We start from the raw sequence: 17,067 nt of genomic DNA on the forward strand, positions 1-17,067 counted from the left end.
GGGTCGGGCAGATTTCTGGCCGAAAATGCCCCTGCCCGGCGCCACACGCAACCCTTCGTTAACCACTTCCGCGCCAGACTGGCCTTCGGACAGGGCTCAAACCGGCAACGGTTGGCCACAAAATGGCCATCTGCGCCTGTATTCCCTACGTTTGGCGTGACAAGCGGCAGATTTATGCGCAAAACGAGGGCGCGCCAACAGGAAGACTTCGGCGGAGTTTGAGACAATCGGAATGCAGCAGATTTCTGGCCAGAACCGAAGGTTCCTGTTTCTGCAGGGACCGCATGGGCCGTTCTTCTGGCGACTTGCCAAGATGCTGCGCGCGGCCGGCGCGGAAGTCTGGCGCGTCGGTTTCAACCGCGGGGACGAGGCCTTCTGGTTCGACGATGCCAGCTACGTCCCCTTCACCGACCCTCAGGAGGCCTGGCCGGACCGTTTCCACACCCTTTTGGACGACCACGGGATCACCGATATCGCGCTGTATGGAGACGTGCGCGTCATCCACGCACAGGCAATTGAAATCGCACGAGAAAACGGCCTTCGCATCCATGTGTTCGAAGAGGGCTACCTGCGCCCCTACTGGGTGACATACGAGCGCGGCGGGTCGAACGGAAATTCGCGGCTGATGGAGTTTTCGGTCGACCATATGCAGCATGTTCTGGCCGATGCCGAACTGGACATTCCCGAAGCTCCCGCCCACTGGGGGGACATGCGCCAGCATGTGTTCTACGGCGCGCTCTACCATTGGTTCGTCATGTTCCGAAACGCCCGCTATGACGGGTTCCGCCCCCATCGCGACCTGTCGGTGGGCAAGGAATTCCTGTTGTATCTCAAACGCCTGATGCTGATGCCCGCGCTGGCAGCAAACCGGATCGCCGCGACCCAGCGCATCAAGCACGGCGGGTTTCCCTATCATCTGGCTCTCTTGCAGCTGGAACATGACTCCAGCTTCCGGGAACACAGCCCGTTCTCCACCATGACAGAGTTTCTGTCACTCGTGATGGAAGGGTTCCGGGACGGCGCGCCGCCACATCACCACCTGGTGTTCAAGGCCCATCCGCCGGAAGATGGCCGTGTAAATTTACGTCATGAAATCATGTGCCTGGCGGAGTTTTTTCAAGTGTCCGACCGGGTACATTACGTGCGCGGTGGCAAGCTGGCGCAGCTTTTGGATCATGCGCGCAGCTCGGTCACGGTGAACTCCACCGCCGGTCAGCAGGTGCTGTGGCGCGGCCAGCCGATCAGGGTCTTCGGCAACGCGGTCTATGCCAAGCCCGAGTTCGTTTCGACCCAGCCTCTGGCGGAGTTCTTTGCCCACCCCACCCGGCCCGACAGCCGTGCCTATCGTGACTATCGCCACTACCTGCTGGAAACCAGCCAGGTGGCGGGCGGGTTCTACTCGGCGCGCGGGCGGCGTCAGCTGCTCAGGCAGGTCGTCGACATGATGCTGGTCGCCGATGACCCCTATGACGCGCTGGCACGCGGCACCGCGGCGCCGCGGCAACAGTTGCGCCTCGTCAAATGACTCCGCGAATCGGCGCTGGATTTCCCCTGCAAACCCACGTAGGTTAACAAAAAACAAAAACAGGCAGATCTCCAGCAAAGGAGCGAGCAGTGAGCAGTACTGGCAAATTCTGGGCCCGACGCATGGCCCTGGCCGCGCTTGTCGCCGGTGTGGCGGCCTGTGGCCTGCCCCGGGTTGGCCCGACGAAATCCGAAATCTTTGCGGGGTCCGTGCAGAAAGAGGGCGATGCCTTCATTGTTTCGGTCGACGACCGGGTGGCGCGCGCCACCGCCGTGGTCCCTGCCCTGGGCTTTTCCGAAAGCTTCATCCGCGCAGGCGCCGTCGGGTCGGACACGGTCCACGCGGGCGACGTTCTGGGCGTGACCGTCTGGGAAAACGTCGAGGACGGCATCCTGGCCACCGCCGGCGCCCCCGCGGGCCTGGAAGAGGTGCAGGTGGACGGCGCGGGCTACATCTTCATCCCCTACGCGGGCCGTATCCGCGCCGCGGGCAACAGTCCCGAAGCGATCCGCCGCATCATTACCGAGAAGCTGGAAAGCCAGACCCCGGACCCGCAGGTCCAGGTGCGCCGCATGGCCGGTGACGGCTCGACCGTGTCGATCACCGGGGCCGTGGGCGGCCAGGGTGTCTATGCGATCGAACGCCCGACCCGGACGCTGAACGCCATGCTGGCGCGCGCCGGTGGCGTGTCGATCGAACCCGAGATCGCCCGCGTCAAGATCATCCGTGGCAACCAGACCGGCGAGATCTGGTTCGAGGACCTGTTCGAACATCCCGATTTCGACATCGCCCTGCGCGGCGGCGACCGCATCCTGGTCGAGGAAGACACCCGCGCCTTTACCGCGCTCGGCGCCACCGGCTCGCAAAGCCGCGTGGGTTTCGACACCCAGACCCTGTCGGCAATCGAGGCCATCGCCACCGTGGGCGGGTTGCAGAGCCAGACCGCCGACCCGACCGGTGTCTTTGTCTTCCGCAACGAGGCGGCCGAGATCGCCAACGCGGTGCTGGGCCGCAGCGACCTGATCGGAGCACAGCGCATGGTCTACGTGCTGAACCTGACCGAACCCAACGGCATGTTCAACGCACGCGACTTTGTCATTCGCGACGGGGACACCGTCTATGTGACCGAGGCACCCTACGTGCAGTGGACCAAGGTGCTGACCGCAGTGACCTCGACCATCAACGGGGCCGACACGCTGTCCAGCCTGGGCCAGAACTGACCGTATGAGGCCCGATACGAACAACCCGGCCGCCGGGGGGGAAACCCCTCGGCGGCTTTGCGTTTACAACGGCGGATTTCTGAGCCAGGGCCGGGTACGGCGCATTCTGGAGCTCTCGGGCTGGGACATTTCGCTGGGCCTTCCCGGGGACGGCGACTGGGTCGGCACCTGGGGCAAGAGCCCGACCTCCGGGCGCGGCGAGGCCGTGGCCGCCCGGCGCGAAGCCCCTGTCCTGCGGGTCGAGGACGCGCTTTTGCGTTCGATTCTGCCCGGGCGGCAGGGCGAGGCACCGCTTGGGCTGATGCTCGATGACATGGGGGTGCATTTCGACAGCGCCACCCCCTCGCGGCTGGAACATATCCTGGCCACCGACCCGCTCGATGACAGCGCAATCCTGAACCGTGCGCGCGATGCGATGGCGCGCATGCAGTCCGCCCAGCTGTCGAAATACAATGCCTTCGATCCGCACCTGCCGATCCCGCATCAGGACGTGCCCCACGTGGTGGTGATCGACCAGACGCGGGGCGATGCCGCGATCGAACACGCAGGCGCGCGCGCCGGTACATTTCGCGAGATGCTGGTCTTTGCGCAGACGGAGAACCCCGGGGCCAAGGTGCTGATCAAGACCCACCCCGAGGCCCAGTCCGGCCACCGGACGGGGCATTATGGCCCGGAGGACGAAACCCCCAATGTCACCCTGCTGACGGATCCGGTCAGCCCCTGGAGCCTGTTTTCCGGCGCGCAAGCCGTCTATACGGTCAGTTCCGGCATGGGGTTAGAAGCGATCCTGGCGGGTCACAAGCCACGCGTCTTCGGTCAGCCCTTTTACTCGGGCTGGGGCCTCACGCAGGACGAAAACCCGGTGGCGCGGCGCGAACGCAAACTGTCGCGCGCGCAGCTTTTTGCCGGCGCGATGATGCTGTACCCGACCTGGTACGATCCCTATCGCGACCGTCTGTGCGGGATTGAGCAGGTGCTGGATACGCTGGAGGCCCGCACCCGGGCCTGGCGGGAGGATCGGCAGGGCTATGTCGCTTCCGGCATGCGGCTGTGGAAGAGAAAGCCGCTGAACCGGTTCTTCGGATCGGTTAAACCGCTGATCTTCGAAAACGACCGGACACGCGCCCGGGACAGGGCTCGGGAAACGGGGCGAAAACAGATCGCCTGGGCGGGGCAGGCCACGGGGGACGTGGGCCGCGTCGAGGACGGCTTCCTGCGCTCACGCGGGTTGGGCGCAGACCTTGTCCCGCCGCTGAGCCTCGTCTGCGACGATTTGGGCATCTATTACGATCCGACCCACGAAAGCCGCCTGGAGCGGCTGATCAACGCCTCCCCGGCCCTGCCCGCGCCTGCGGTCGCCCGCGCCAAACGGCTGATCCTGAGCATCACGCAGGCGCGGCTGTCGAAATACAATCTGGATCGCCCAACGCCCGCGTTGCCGGACGGGCACCGCATCCTTGTGCCGGGCCAGGTGGAGGATGACGCCTCGATCCGGACGGGCTGTGCAGGGGTGGCAACAAATCTGGGCCTGCTGGAGCGTGCCCGGGCCGAGAACCCGCAGGCCGTGATCATCTACAAGCCCCACCCGGACGTCGAGGCGGGGCTGCGGGCGGGCCGTGTGGACCCGGACCGGGCCCGTGAACTGGCGGATGTGGTGGCGGATGACGCCGACGCAATGGCTCTGGTCGAGGCCTGCGACGCGCTCTGGACGCTGACCTCGCTCATGGGGTTCGAGGCGCTTTTGCGCGGCAAACCCGTCACCTGTCTGGGCACGCCTTTCTATGCGGGCTGGGGGCTGACCCGCGACCTGGGTGAGGTGCCGGAACGGCGCAACGCGCGGGTCACGATCGCACAGCTCGCCCACGCGGTGCTGGTGGACTATCCGCGATACGTCGATCCGGTGACAGGCACCCCCTGCCCGGTCGAAGTGGTGGTGGAGCGGCTCGCCTCGGGCGATCTGCCGCACCCAGGGCGGGTCAATCGCGCCTTGTCGAAACTGCAGGGTCTTTTCGCCAGTCAGGCGCATCGCTGGCGGGGTTGACCGTTTTCTTCGAAGAAACCGTTTACCTGATCCACCGATGCAGCACGTCGCCCCCCAGACCGCGCGTTTCAAGCAGGGAAAACCGCGGCGCCTCGGCCAGGTGGTCCACCCCCATGGCGGCCAGCGACGGCCGCCCTTCTGCCCCCAGCGCGACACCGGCGGTAAAGCCGATCAGCTCGTCCACCAGACCGGCATTGAGCAGCGAAGCCGCGAGCCCCCCGCCGCCTTCGCAGAAAACCCGGGTCAGGCCCTTCTCCCCCAGCGCCTGCAGCACCGAGACCGGGTCGAGCTGCCCCTGGGCCACGCCGGCCTCCAGCGTCTCGGCCCCCAGGCCCTGCCAGGCCGACACGAGGGCCGGGTCGGCGCGGCCGGAGTGGCAGAGCCACACCGGCACCTCGCGCGCGGTCCGCGCCAACTGGCCGTCCAGCGGCAGGTCCAGGTGGCGCGACAGCACCACGCGAACGGGCTGGCGGGTCACGCCCAGACCGCGCACGGTCAGCGAGGGGTCATCTTCGCGCGCCGTGCCGCCCCCCACCATGACCGCGTCATGGCGCGCGCGCAGGGCATGCACATAGCGGCGCGCTTCGGGGCCGGTAATCCACTGGCTTTCACCGGTGGCCGTGGCAATGCGCCCATCGAAGGAATTGGCGAGTTTCAGGGTAACGAAGGGACGACCTTCGGTAATCCGGTTCAGAAACCCCGCGTGATCGCGCGCCGCTTCGTCGCGAAGCACACCGGTTTCGACCTCGATCCCGGCGGCGCGCAGCATGGCGATGCCGCCACCGTTCACCCGCGGGTCCGGATCTTCCAGCGCCACCACCACCCGAGCCACGCCCGCGTCGATCAGCGCCTGAGCGCAGGGCGGGGTCTGGCCGTGATGGGCGCAGGGTTCCAGCGTGACATAGGCGGTCGCGCCGCGCGCATCCCCTGCCTGTGCCAGCGCGACGACCTCGCCGTGGGGCCGCCCGCCGGGCCGGGTCCAGCCGCGCCCGATGACCCGGTCCTCATGTTCGTCGGGGTGCACCAGAACGCAGCCCACCGCCGGGTTGGGCCAGCAATTGCCAAGCCCGCGCCGTCCCAGGGACAGCGCGAGACGCATATAGCGGGTGTCCGAAGGGGTCACTCGTCTTCCGGGGCCACACCTGGGCGCAGCTCGGACACGAACTTGTCGAAATCATCCGCCGCCTGGAAATTCTTGTAGACGCTGGCAAAGCGCACATAGGCCACGGTGTCGATCCGTGCGAGGGCTTCCATCACGATCTCGCCGATGGTTTTCGAGGGGATGTCGGTCTCGCCCATGCTTTCCAGCCGCCGCACGATGCCCGAGATCATCTGGTCGATGCGCTCGGGCTCCACGGGACGTTTCTGCATCGAGATGCGGATCGAACGCTCCAGCTTCTCGCGATCGAAATCCTCGCGCCGTCCGTTGGACTTGATCACCACGAGGTCGCGCAGCTGCACCCGTTCGTAGGTGGTGAACCGCCCGCCGCAAGCCGGGCAAAAGCGCCGCCGGCGAATGGCCACGTGATCCTCGGCAGGACGCGAATCCTTCACCTGAGTGTCGATATTACCGCAAAACGGGCAGCGCATGGGCGTCCCCCCTCTCTTTTCTGGACCGATTGCCTCTTCATGTCGGGTCTGAGGCCCGAGTTATCCACAGTGACTATAGGCGCGATGCTAGGTCTTGTGTAGGGGGTAATCCACTCCCCCAGATGAAGATTTTTTGCGTCCAGAGGGAAAGGGGTGCGATCATTCCCCCCGCGTTACCACAGCCGCTACCTGGCGGCTGTGCGGCCGGTCGCGGTGTTCGAACAGGTAGATGCCCTGCCAGGTCCCCAGCGCCAGCCGCCCGTCCAGTATCGGAATACCCAGCGACACCGGCATCATCGCCGCCTTGATATGGGCGGGCATGTCGTCGGGGCCCTCGTAGGTATGCGTCAGGTAGGTCATCGACGGGTCGGTCGTGGGCGGCACCAGACGATGAAAGAAGTTGCGCAGATCGCTCTGCACCTCGGGGTCGGCGTTTTCCTGGATCAGCAGGGAACAGGAGGTGTGCCGCACAAAGAGGGTCAGAAGCCCGTCCCCCACGCCCTGCCCTTCAACCCAGCGCGTCGCCTCGCGAGTGAATTCGTAAAGCCCCTGGCCCCGGGTCTGGATCGTGAACATGCTGTGCTGGCCCCTTCGGAATTTCGACCTCAGCGCCAAGGTCGCGGAGCACCCCCCATCCGGTCAAGTCAGAATGGCAAAAAGCTCGGCCAGACCGACCAACCCAATCAGCACCGACGAGATCGCTTTCAGAGCACTGATATTTCGGTCCAGTATCCCCTTGCCGTAATGTGTCGCTGCCATCTCTTCGCCAAGGTCGCCACGCAGGTTGTCGAGGTCATCCAGGCAAGTGTTCCCGGCCAGTATGCCGTATGTCGTCACCAGGACCACCAGCGCCATCAGCGGGGCAGAATACCCACCTGCCCCGAAAGCATCGGTCGCCGCAACCGCCACGAAAGCAAAGACCACGGTGCGCATAATGCTGAAGTAGTGATCCAAACGACCCAGTGAAAGCTGAGTTCTCAGTTCAGGTGTCATATCTATCCCCCACAAAATTGAGGGGGATAGAATACCACACTTGCGCACCATCCCGAATTCGACGGCGTTCTGGGTCGAGTCAGTTGAAAATCCGTTCCCCCATCTGGTCGATGAAGCTCTGGGCCTTGCGCAGAGTGATCGCGCGCGCCTCGTCCTCGGACTGCACCACATCGGCACGCACCATCTGGTGCGTCCTGAGCAGTCCGCCCACGTCCTTTTCGATCCTGGCGTTGACCCTGTACCCGCCCGCTTCGCGCACCGGTTCGGGGTAGATGCGGAACCCTTCGTAAAGTTCCGGTTCGACCTCTTTCCCGGCCCCAGCAGTTTTGCCGCCGAAGAGTTTGCCAAAGAGTGACATGTCATTCCCCAATCTGTCGCACCTTCCCAATGTGCAGCGCGCGTGCGGGGGTTGCAAGCGGCGAAACCCCGCCGCCGCCCGGAGGCTCACGGGATCGTAACCGGCTCCGCGCGGCCACTCGTGATAAAGTCATGCTCAAATGGAAGGGAGGACCGACATGGCACGTATGACAGCCAAGGATTTCGATCAGGAGCTTCTGGACCTTTACGATTTCTACGCCCACGGGATCATTACCAAGAGAGAGTTTCTCGACAAGGCGGGACGGTTCGCCGTGGGCGGGTTAACTGCCGCGATGCTGCTGAACATGCTCAGCCCGGATTATGCGCTGGCCGAGCAGGTCTCGTTCAACGATCCCGACATCCTTCCGGAATATGTCGCCTATCCCTCGCCCAACGGCCATGGAGATGTGCGCGCCTACCAGGTGAAACCCGCCAAGGCGACCGGTCCCCTGCCCGCTGTGCTGGTGGTGCATGAAAACCGGGGGCTCAACCCCTATATCGAGGACGTCGCCCGCCGGGTCGCCAAGGCGGGCTTCCTGGCGCTGGCACCGGACGGGCTGAGTTCGGTCGGTGGCTATCCGGGCAATGACGCCGAGGGGCGCGATCTGCAGCGCACGGTGGACCGCTCGAAGCTGATGAACGATTTTTTCGCGGCCGCCGAGCACCTGATGAGCCGGCCTGACAGCACCGGCAAGGTCGGAGCCGTCGGCTTCTGCTATGGCGGCGGGGTCTGCAACGCGCTGGCAGTGGCCTACCCGGAACTGGCGGCCTCGGTGCCTTTCTACGGCCGCCAGGCATCGGCAGGCGACGTGCCCCGCATCCGGGCGCCGCTGCTTCTGCACTACGCCGAGCTGGACGAGCGCATCAACGCAGGCTGGCCGGATTACGAGGCCGCGCTGATCGAACACGGCAAGACCTATACCGCGCATATCTACCCGGGGGTAAACCACGGGTTCCACAATGATAGCACGCCGCGCTATGACGAGGCGGCGGCGGAACTGGCCTGGTCGCGTACTATGGCGTTTTTCGAGGAGCATTTGAGGGGGTAGCTTTTCCGCGGCGGGGACAACACCCAGGCGTTTCTAATGAAACCTGAGACAGGTTTGAGCGGAAACGCCATGAAAGCATTCATTGTTGTGGGCATTTCGAGCAAAAGCCGCGATTCAGGGTGTTCTCAAAACGCCCTATGTGGCGCTGAGGGACAATCTCGAACAGATCCATTGCATGACGTCACATGCCCGCTGGAAATCGCTCAAATTGAGCGCGATTTCCCCGCAATGCTCAACGAACACGGCATCGTCAAAGGCATGCAGGACAGAGGGTACATCCAGACTATCCCAGACCAGCGCAGGTTTGCGTATATAGAGGCGAACCCACTTCTTGTTCAAAACGGCGGCCAGATAAGCCTTTTCATGGCGATAGGCTCTTACCTCGGTAGAAATGTACCCGTGCCCACCGCAACGCAACTCGAAGCCCGAAAGACCGGCCATCCCAAAGGCGCAGGCAAGAAACACGCGCCCGATTTGGTCATCCGCCGCACCAACTTCCCTGTAAAGAAACTCCGTTACACATCCAAGACCGGCCTCATAGGGCATTCGCAAAACCCCTTAACTGCAACAAAAAACGCCCCCTTGCGGGGGCGTCTTGATCACTGATCCAGGAAGCTGCGCAGCTTGCGCGAGCGGCTGGGGTGTTTCAGCTTCCTGAGCGCCTTGGCCTCGATCTGGCGGATCCGTTCGCGCGTCACGCTGAACTGCTGGCCCACCTCTTCCAGCGTGTGGTCGGTGTTCATGCCGATGCCGAAGCGCATGCGCAGCACGCGTTCTTCGCGCGGCGTGAGCGAGGCCAGCACGCGGGTTGTCGTTTCCTTCAGGTTCTCCTGAATCGCCGAATCCAGCGGCAGGACGGCGTTCTTGTCCTCGATGAAATCACCGAGCTGGCTGTCCTCCTCGTCGCCGATCGGGGTTTCCAGAGAAATGGGCTCCTTGGCGATCTTCATCACCTTGCGGACCTTCTCAAGCGGCATCTGCAGCTTCTCGGCCAGTTCCTCGGGGGTCGGTTCGCGACCGATCTCGTGCAGCATCTGGCGACCGGTCCGGACCAGCTTGTTGATCGTTTCGATCATGTGGACCGGAATACGGATCGTGCGCGCCTGGTCGGCGATCGAGCGGGTGATCGCCTGGCGGATCCACCAGGTCGCATAGGTCGAGAACTTGTAGCCGCGACGGTATTCGAACTTGTCCACCGCCTTCATCAGCCCGATGTTACCTTCCTGAATGAGATCAAGGAATTGCAGGCCGCGGTTGGTGTATTTCTTGGCAATCGAGATTACCAGGCGCAGGTTGGCCTCGACCATTTCCTTCTTGGCCTGACGCGCTTCCTTCTCGCCCTTCTGGACCTGCTGCACGATGCGGCGGAATTCGGGAATATCGACGCCGACATAGGTGCCGACCTGGGCCATGTCGCCGCGCAGCTGCTCGATCTTGTCGGTGGAGCGTTCGATCAGCGCCTGCCAGCCACGGCCCGGTTTCTCGGACATGCGGTCCAGCCAGGTCGGGTCCAGCTCATAGCCGCGATAGGCCTCGATGAACTCGCGCCGGTTGATGCGCGCCTGGTCGGCCAGTTTCACCATGGCCGAGTCAATCGACATGATGCGACGGTTGATGCCATAGAGCTGGTCGACCAGCGCCTCGATCCGGTTGTTGTGCAGGTGCAGTTCGTTGACCAGGAGCACGATCTCGGCGCGCAGCTTCTGGTATTCGTCTTCCTCGCGTTTCGAGAAACTGTCATCCTCGTTCAGCGTGGCGGACATGCGCAGGTCCTGCATTTCGGACAGTTTGGTATAATCACGCGCGATCAGTTCGAGGGTTTCCAGGACCTTGGGCTTCAGCGCCGCTTCCATCGCGGCAAGCGACATGTTGGCCTGTTCTTCCTCGTCATCCTCGTCGTCGTCCTTGGCAATCGGGTTGCCGTCGGCGTCAAGCTCCGGGCTGTCGTCCTTCTTTTCGGGTTTGGTGGCGGCATTGGTGTTGGCGGCGGCGCCGTCCAGCACGCTTTCCTTTTCCTCGTCTTCATCCTCCATCTGGTTGCCGAAAGTGGCATCCAGATCGATGACGTCGCGCAGCAGGATGTCCTCGGACAGAAGTTCGTCGCGCCAGATGGTAATGGCCTGGAAGGTCAGCGGGCTTTCGCACAGACCCGAGATCATCGTGTTGCGCCCGGCCTCGATCCGCTTGGCGATGGCGATCTCACCCTCGCGGGACAGGAGTTCGACCGAGCCCATCTCGCGCAGATACATGCGCACCGGGTCGTCGGTGCGGTCAAGCTTTTCGGTTTCGGCGGTGGAGACCGTGACATCGCGCCCGCCCTGGCCGGTGGTGGCGACGGCGGTGGACTTGCCGTCATCCTCGGCCTCTTCGGCCTCTTCATCCTCGATGATGTTGATGCCCATCTCGGACAGCATCGACATCACGTCCTCGATCTGGTCGGTCGAGACCTGATCCGGCGGCAGGACCTGGTTCAGCTGGTCATAGGTGATGTAGCCTTTTTCCCGGGCCTCCGCGATCATCTTCTTGACCGCGGTCTGGCTCATGTCGACCATCGGTTCGTTTTCCTGGTCGTCGTCCTTGCGGTCGGTGGCGGTGTCCTTGGCGGCCATGCGGCTCTCCTTGGCTATATGTCGGTCGCGGGTCCGGTCGGCGAATCACCGATTCGAAGTTTTCGAATCATTTATGGGTTTCACTGATTCGCCAAGTCGATTTATCCCCAATTCGGTGCGGCGTCTTTACCCTGTGGCCATTGCGTCGCCCCGTCAGCGGCGATCCGGCTTGGAAAATTTGAGCTTCGACAGAAGCGCGTCGAAATCCCGGCGTTCCTCGCGATCCATCAGCGCGCCATTGTCCGCCACGTCAAAGACGGATTTGTCCTCCCCTTCCGAGCGGATCGCGCGGTTGCGCGCCTCGGCGGCCTGGGACAGGCGCCAGGTCAGGCCCTCGTCGGCCATCGCTTCGATATCATGCATCGCGTCGTCGGTTTCAGCGCGCGCACCCCGGATCGCTTCGAGTTTGGCGAGCTCTTCGGTCAGGCAGGTCGTGACCAGTTCGGCATCGTCCGGGTGTCGGATCGCGGGTGCAATGCGGATGTGGCTGGGCGCAAAGAGTTTTTCAAGGGCTCCGGGGGCAAATTCGTTGATTTTTTCGCGCAGTACTTCCGCGCCCTCATGGGCGTGGCGCAGGATCAGGGTCTGCAGAAGCTGGTGGTCGGGCGTGGACATTCGCGCACGCTCGAAACTGCTTTCCACCTCGCCCAACAGGTCGGGCCGCGTGACCAGCACCGCCAGGATCACGCCTTCGCGAACCAGCTCGGCATTGTCCCCGGAGGCCAGGGCCGAGCCCTTGGTCGACTGCTGCACCGGGGCCGGACCCTTGCGCCAGGGCTTGCGAGGACCAGAGAAACGGCCCTGCCCGCCGCCGGAGCCACCGCCCCGATTGCCGCGAAACAGCTCCCAGCGCAACTCCTTGATCGCCAAGCCGTAATGCTCGCGAATCGAGGGATCCTGAATACGGGAAATCACCTGTCTCAGCTGCTTGTCGAGCGCGGCCCGGCGTTCCGGGCTGTCAAACACCTTGCCCTCGGTCTCGCGCTGCCAGAGCAGCCTGACCATCGGCATGGCCCCGTCGATCAGCGCCTGCATGGCCCCCGCGCCCTGCGCCTTGATCAGATCATCGGGGTCCAGCCCTTCGGGCATGATGGCGAAACGCACGCTCTTGCCCGCCTCCAGCAGCGGCAGCGCCAGGTCGATGACCCGCATGGCGGCGCGCAGCCCGGCGGTGTCACCATCCAGCGCGATGATCGGCTCGTCGGCAAACCGCCACATGAGACGCAGCTGATCCTCGGTAATGGCGGTGCCCAGCGGGGCCACGGTCGCGCCGAACCCGGCTTCGGAGAGCGCAATCACGTCCATGTAGCCCTCGGCCACCAGCAGCGGCTGCCCCTTGCCCGCCGCCTCGCGGGCGGGGCCGTGATTGTAGAGGCTGCGGCCCTTGTCGAAGAGCTCGGTTTCGGGCGAGTTCAGGTATTTGGCATTGTCATTCGGGTCCATCGCCCGCCCGCCGAAGGCGATGCAGCGCCCGCGCGCGTCGCGGATCGGGAACATGATGCGGCCGCGGAACGTGTCATAGGGCTTGCCGCCCTTCTGGCTGGGCTTGGCCAGCCCCGCACCCAGGATCAGGTCGTCGGGCACGGATTTGCCCTTCAGGTGATCCCAGAGCCCCTGCCAGGCATCGGGGGCAAAGCCGACCTCCCACCGCTCCTGCGCGGGTTCGGACAGGCGCCGTCCGGCCAGGTAATCGCGCGCTGCCGCCCCTGCCGCGGTCTTCAGTTGCAGACGGAAGAACTGCACCGCCTGCTCCATGACCTCGGCCAGCTGGCTGCGCCGGTCTGCTTTCTCGCGCGCCTTGGGGTCGCGGGCAGGCATCTGCATGCCGGCCTCCCCCGCCAGGATCTCGATCGCTTCCATGAACGAGACATTCTCGGTCTCCTGCACGAAACTGATCGCGTCCCCTTTCGCATGGCAGCCGAAACAGTAATAGAACCCCTTGCGGTCATCGACGTGAAAGCTGGCGGTCTTTTCCTGATGGAACGGACAGGGCGCCCACATGTCGCCCTTGCCCTGGTTCGACTTGCGGCTGTCCCACATGACCTTTCGCCCTACGACCTGAGACAGGCTCGTGCGGGTGCGAAGCTCATCAAGGAAACCGGGCGGCAGGGACATGGCGGACAATATCGGATTTGCGGAGGGTGAAGTCCAGCGGCACGGCCCCTGAAAACTCGAATTTTCCGGTCCGGGATTTCGAAAAACCCGGCTAGCCCCGCGCGGCCAGACCCGTCATGGCACCGGTCAGCTCATGCACCGCTGTTTCGGCCATGGAGCGAAACACCATGATTTCAACAACATCCCTCCCCGTGCGGGTCAGCGACATGTTCATGTGCCCCAGCTGGCTGCGCGCCGTATGGCCGCGTTTGAACACTCCCTCGCGCAGATCGAGCGGCGTGAGACGCGCCAGAACATCGCGCCATCCGGCCCCTTCAAGACGCAGGATGGCCCAGGCGTCCGACTGATCGGTCATTGCAAAGGCCTCTGCCAGCTCCGGCGCCGGGGTCGGCCCGACCAGCATCGCCTGATCGCGACCGGACCAGATCGCCCGCGCACCGGCCTTGCCCGTCGCGCGGTTCGGTGCGGGGAAGGCCATGCCGTGGCCCTGTTTCAGCACGTCCCGCGACGCCGTTTTCCGGGGGGACAGCGAGGTGATGCGCCCCGGCAGAACCTCCGACAGGGTCACGGTGCCGATCGTGACCGGCTCCATCCCCCGGCAGGGGGTCATTTCCACCAGGTTAGCCACGTACGCGCCCTCCTTCGGGGTCGAAGAAGACCGGGCCGCAGACCTCGCAGACCGCTTCGACATTTCTGACATGATCGACCAGGCGCACAGTTTCGCCATGCCGCGCCCGGCCGTTTTTCAGGAATCCAAGCCCCAGCATCGTGCCCAGAGTGGGCGAGAACCCCACGCTCGTCACATAGCCCTGATCGTTCTCCCGCACCGGCGCTTCGCCCTCATTGAACAGATGCGCCCCCGCAGTGAGCTGTCGCACCGCGCCCACGGGTTTCAGACCCACGAGCTGCTCGCGCTCCGCCCCTGACAGACCCGGGCGCGAGGCCGCCGCCTTGCCGATACAGTCCTTGCTGGCCGAAACCATGCGGCCCATGCCGATGTCGTCCGCCGTCACCCGGCCGTGGATTTCCGCATGGGTGATGAACCCCTTTTCGATGCGCAGAACGTTCAGCGCCTCCATCCCGTAGGGACCGCCGCCAAAGGCCGCCGCCTGCGAGAGCAGCAGCCGCCACAGCCCCTCGCCATAGCGCGCGGGCACCGCCAGTTCATAGGCATGTTCGCCCGAAAAGCTGATGCGGAAAAGCCGCCCCGCAACGCCTGCGACCGAGACTGCGCCACAGGCCATGAAGGGCCAGGCCTCCGGATCCAGCGGCTGATCCAGCACCGCATTCAGAAGCGCGCGCGACTTCGGACCGGCCACGGCGAACTGCGCCCATTGTTCCGTGGCCGACACAAGGTGCACGTCCCAGTCGGGCCTCAGAACCTGGGCCACGAACTCCAGATGCGCCATGACCTGACCCGCCGCCGCCGTGGTCGTGGTCATGACAAAGTGGTTTTCCCCGAAACGCGCGGTGGTGCCATCGTCCATGACATGACCGTCCTCGCGCAGCATGAGCCCGTAGCGCACGCGTCCGGGCCTCAGGGTGGAAAACGTATTTGTATACACGAAATCAAGGAACTCAGCGGCGTCCTTGCCCTGAATGTCGATCTTGCCAAGGGTGGAGACATCGCAGACCCCGACCGCATGGCGCACCATGCTCACCTCGCGATCACAGCTCTCGCGCCAGCTGCGTTCACCGGCGGCGGGGAAATAGCTGGGGCGATACCACAGCCCCGCCTCGATCATCGGCGCCCTGGCCTCGGTGGCGGCTTTGTACGAGGTGGTGAACCGCTCCGGCGCAAACCCCTTGCCACGCGCGCCCGCCCCCATGGCAGCGATCGAAACCGGGATGAAGGGCGGCCTGTAAGTCGTTGTTCCCGTTTCCGGAATGCCCCGACCGGTCGCATCGGCCAGAATCGCCAACGCGTTCACGTTCGAGTTCTTGCCCTGATCCGGCGCCATGCCCTGGGTGGTGAAGCGTTTCATGTGCTCGACGCTGGCGTAGTTCTCAAGCGCGGCGAGTTTCACGTCCTTCACGGTGACATCATTCTGGAAATCGAGCCAGGCGCGGCCCTTTCCACCCTCGCAGTGCCATAGCGGCGCGATGGCGAACGGCGTGTCCTCGGCCCGGGGAGCATCGGAGGAAATGACTTTCCTTCCAATCGCTTGAAGGGCGTTCTTCGCAGATTCCATGCCGCTGGTCAGCGCGCCATGGGTGGAGAATACACCGCTGGCGGCCCCCGCGGCTTCCAGCCCCGGCACCATGTTCGGGCGCGGCAGGAAGGCCTGGCGCGCCTCGTCCCAGACCGGGCGGCCGTTCATATGGCAGGCCAGATGCAAGGTCGGGTTCCACCCGCCTGAAATCGCAAGACAATCTACGTCCATGACTTGCAACCCCGATTGCGTTTGCACGGTCACGCCGGTCAGCCCCTTGCGGCCCTTCGTGTCCACCACCCGCGCCCCGGTATAGATCGGGAAGTCACCCGCATTCCATCCGGCGACCCGCGCGTCGGGGCGGCTGTCCACCAGCGCGGCCACATCCACCCCGGCGGCGGCCAGATCGCGCGCGGTGCGATGGGCATCGTCATTGTTGCCAAAGACCGCCACACGTTGGCCCGCCAGCACACCGTAGCGGTGCAAATAACCGCGCACCGCACTGGCCATCATCACCCCGGGCCGGTCATTGTTGGCAAAGGCGACGGGTCGCTCCAGGGCGCCCGAGGCCAGGATCGCGCGGCGCGCGGCGATGCGCCAGAAACATTCGAGCGGCAACAGGTCCGGGTTCTCCAGATGCAGCCCCACCCGCTCCAACGCGCCATAGGTGCCGCCGTCATAGGCGCCTGTCACCGTGGTGCGCGGCATCAGGCGCACATTGTCCATCTGGCCCAGTTCGAACAGGACCTCGTCGACCCAGACCGAACCGGGCATGGCGCCGACCTCCTCGGCCTCGGACCGCAGGCGCCCGCCGAAATGCGCCTCGTCTTCGCAGAGGATCACATCGGCGCCCGCCCGCCCGGCGGTCAGCGCGGCCATCAACCCGGCGGGCCCCGAGCCGATCACCAACAGGTCGCAATGGGCAAAGGCCTTTTCCATCGGCGCGGTATCGTTCTCCATCGACAGCGCGCCCAGACCGGCGGCGCGACGGATCATGGGTTCATAGAGGCGTTCCCAGAATTTCTGCGGCCACATGAAGGTCTTGTAGTAGAACCCGGCCGAAAAGAACGGCGCCATCAGGTCGTTCAGCCCCAACAGGTCCATGTCGAGCGAGGGCCAGGCATTCTGGCTGCGCACCTCCAGCCCGTCGGAAACCTCCTGCACGGTGGCGCGCACATTCGGGGTCCGGGCCGCGCCACGCCCGGTGGTGATCAGCGCATTGGGTTCTTCGGACCCCATGGTCATCACCCCGCGCGGGCGGTGGTACTTGAACGAGCGCCCCATCAGGCGCACACCGTTTGCCAGCAGCGCCGAGGCCACTGTGTCGCCCTTGAACCCGACGATGCCCCGCCCGTCGAAGCTGAACCGCACCGGTTGGCTGCGGTCGATCAGGCCCTTGCCCTGTACGCGCATTG

Annotated in this window: 14 protein-coding genes; 5 read left to right on the top strand and 9 right to left on the bottom strand. The window is 64.5% G+C overall.

The window, feature by feature from the left end; all coding sequences use genetic code 11:
* Positions 1-232 precede the first annotated feature (232 nt).
* The 3 genes from Q1V43_RS10925 to Q1V43_RS10935 all read left to right on the top strand — a co-directional run bounded on the left by Q1V43_RS10925 (position 233) and on the right by Q1V43_RS10935 (position 4,786).
* A complete protein-coding gene (locus Q1V43_RS10925; RefSeq protein WP_300517729.1) occupies positions 233-1,525 on the top strand; it encodes a capsule biosynthesis protein CapA in 1,293 nt (430 codons plus the stop codon).
* A gap of 122 nt (positions 1,526-1,647) precedes the next feature.
* Positions 1,648-2,745 (top strand): polysaccharide biosynthesis/export family protein, encoded by a 1,098-nt coding sequence (locus Q1V43_RS10930; RefSeq protein ID WP_300517889.1) that lies wholly within the window; start codon positions 1,648-1,650, stop codon positions 2,743-2,745.
* Between the two features lie 4 nt (positions 2,746-2,749).
* A complete protein-coding gene (locus tag Q1V43_RS10935) occupies positions 2,750-4,786 on the top strand; it encodes a capsular polysaccharide biosynthesis protein (RefSeq protein WP_300517730.1) in 2,037 nt (678 codons plus the stop codon).
* 22 nt (positions 4,787-4,808) lie between these two features.
* Here Q1V43_RS10935 and ribD read toward each other — a convergent pair whose 3' ends face one another.
* The 5 genes from ribD to Q1V43_RS10960 form a co-directional block, all read right to left on the bottom strand.
* Positions 4,809-5,909 carry a bifunctional diaminohydroxyphosphoribosylaminopyrimidine deaminase/5-amino-6-(5-phosphoribosylamino)uracil reductase RibD gene (gene ribD / locus Q1V43_RS10940; RefSeq protein ID WP_300517731.1) on the bottom strand — a complete coding sequence of 367 codons (1,101 nt, stop codon included), beginning with the start codon at positions 5,907-5,909 and terminating at the stop codon, positions 4,809-4,811.
* Entirely contained in the window at positions 5,906-6,376 is a 471-nt protein-coding gene (gene nrdR / locus Q1V43_RS10945; protein WP_300517732.1) for a transcriptional regulator NrdR, read from the bottom strand. Before nrdR ends, ribD begins: the two co-directional genes overlap by 4 nt.
* Positions 6,377-6,535: 159 nt before the next feature.
* Positions 6,536-6,952 (bottom strand): secondary thiamine-phosphate synthase enzyme YjbQ, encoded by a 417-nt coding sequence (locus Q1V43_RS10950; protein ID WP_300517733.1) that lies wholly within the window; start codon positions 6,950-6,952, stop codon positions 6,536-6,538.
* Positions 6,953-7,015: 63 nt separating this feature from the next.
* A complete protein-coding gene (locus Q1V43_RS10955) occupies positions 7,016-7,309 on the bottom strand; it encodes a hypothetical protein (RefSeq protein ID WP_300517734.1) in 294 nt (97 codons plus the stop codon).
* Between the two features lie 139 nt (positions 7,310-7,448).
* Positions 7,449-7,727 carry an HlyU family transcriptional regulator gene (locus tag Q1V43_RS10960; RefSeq protein WP_300517735.1) on the bottom strand — a complete coding sequence of 93 codons (279 nt, stop codon included), beginning with the start codon at positions 7,725-7,727 and terminating at the stop codon, positions 7,449-7,451.
* 157 nt (positions 7,728-7,884) lie between these two features.
* On the opposite strand from Q1V43_RS10960, the gene yghX reads away from it, so the two are divergent.
* The gene (gene yghX / locus Q1V43_RS10965; RefSeq protein WP_300517736.1) at positions 7,885-8,775 is read left to right on the top strand and encodes a YghX family hydrolase; all 891 of its coding nucleotides are present in this window, start codon (positions 7,885-7,887) and stop codon (positions 8,773-8,775) included.
* Positions 8,776-8,811: 36 nt separating this feature from the next.
* Positions 8,812-9,381, top strand: a complete 570-nt coding sequence (locus Q1V43_RS10970; protein WP_300517737.1) for a hypothetical protein — start codon at positions 8,812-8,814, stop codon at positions 9,379-9,381.
* Here the strand turns inward: Q1V43_RS10970 and rpoD are convergent.
* The 4 genes from rpoD to Q1V43_RS10990 form a co-directional block, all read right to left on the bottom strand.
* Positions 9,375-11,384, bottom strand: coding sequence for an RNA polymerase sigma factor RpoD (rpoD, locus tag Q1V43_RS10975; protein WP_300517743.1), 2,010 nt, complete (start codon positions 11,382-11,384; stop codon positions 9,375-9,377). The two genes, Q1V43_RS10970 and rpoD, sit on opposite strands and share 7 nt — an antisense overlap.
* 153 nt (positions 11,385-11,537) lie before the next feature.
* Positions 11,538-13,499: a DNA primase gene (gene dnaG, locus Q1V43_RS10980; protein WP_300517744.1), complete on the bottom strand. Its 1,962-nt coding sequence runs from the start codon at positions 13,497-13,499 to the stop codon at positions 11,538-11,540.
* Positions 13,500-13,590: 91 nt separating this feature from the next.
* Complete coding sequence (locus Q1V43_RS10985; protein ID WP_366146217.1) at positions 13,591-14,127, bottom strand: sarcosine oxidase subunit gamma; 537 nt, start codon at positions 14,125-14,127, stop codon at positions 13,591-13,593.
* A complete protein-coding gene (locus Q1V43_RS10990) occupies positions 14,120-17,065 on the bottom strand; it encodes a sarcosine oxidase subunit alpha family protein (protein ID WP_300517745.1) in 2,946 nt (981 codons plus the stop codon). Before Q1V43_RS10990 ends, Q1V43_RS10985 begins: the two co-directional genes overlap by 8 nt.
* Positions 17,066-17,067: the final 2 nt, after the last annotated feature.

This window comes from Aliiroseovarius sp., from assembly GCF_030148435.1.
In the GTDB taxonomy this organism is placed as follows: domain Bacteria; phylum Pseudomonadota; class Alphaproteobacteria; order Rhodobacterales; family Rhodobacteraceae; genus JASBTN01.

Coding starts and splice junctions, on each gene's coding strand:
- dnaG (WP_300517744.1), bottom strand. CDS start 13,499: ATGTCCCTGCCGCCCGGTTTCCTTGATGAGCTTCGCACCCGCACGAGC.
- yghX (WP_300517736.1), top strand. CDS start 7,885: ATGGCACGTATGACAGCCAAGGATTTCGATCAGGAGCTTCTGGACCTT.
- Q1V43_RS10960 (WP_300517735.1), bottom strand. CDS start 7,727: ATGTCACTCTTTGGCAAACTCTTCGGCGGCAAAACTGCTGGGGCCGGG.
- Q1V43_RS10935 (WP_300517730.1), top strand. CDS start 2,750: ATGAGGCCCGATACGAACAACCCGGCCGCCGGGGGGGAAACCCCTCGG.
- Q1V43_RS10930 (WP_300517889.1), top strand. CDS start 1,648: ATGGCCCTGGCCGCGCTTGTCGCCGGTGTGGCGGCCTGTGGCCTGCCC.
- Q1V43_RS10970 (WP_300517737.1), top strand. CDS start 8,812: ATGAAACCTGAGACAGGTTTGAGCGGAAACGCCATGAAAGCATTCATT.
- Q1V43_RS10990 (WP_300517745.1), bottom strand. CDS start 17,065: ATGCGCGTACAGGGCAAGGGCCTGATCGACCGCAGCCAACCGGTGCGG.
- nrdR (WP_300517732.1), bottom strand. CDS start 6,376: ATGCGCTGCCCGTTTTGCGGTAATATCGACACTCAGGTGAAGGATTCG.
- rpoD (WP_300517743.1), bottom strand. CDS start 11,384: ATGGCCGCCAAGGACACCGCCACCGACCGCAAGGACGACGACCAGGAA.
- Q1V43_RS10955 (WP_300517734.1), bottom strand. CDS start 7,309: ATGCGCACCGTGGTCTTTGCTTTCGTGGCGGTTGCGGCGACCGATGCT.
- Q1V43_RS10950 (WP_300517733.1), bottom strand. CDS start 6,952: ATGTTCACGATCCAGACCCGGGGCCAGGGGCTTTACGAATTCACTCGC.
- Q1V43_RS10925 (WP_300517729.1), top strand. CDS start 233: ATGCAGCAGATTTCTGGCCAGAACCGAAGGTTCCTGTTTCTGCAGGGA.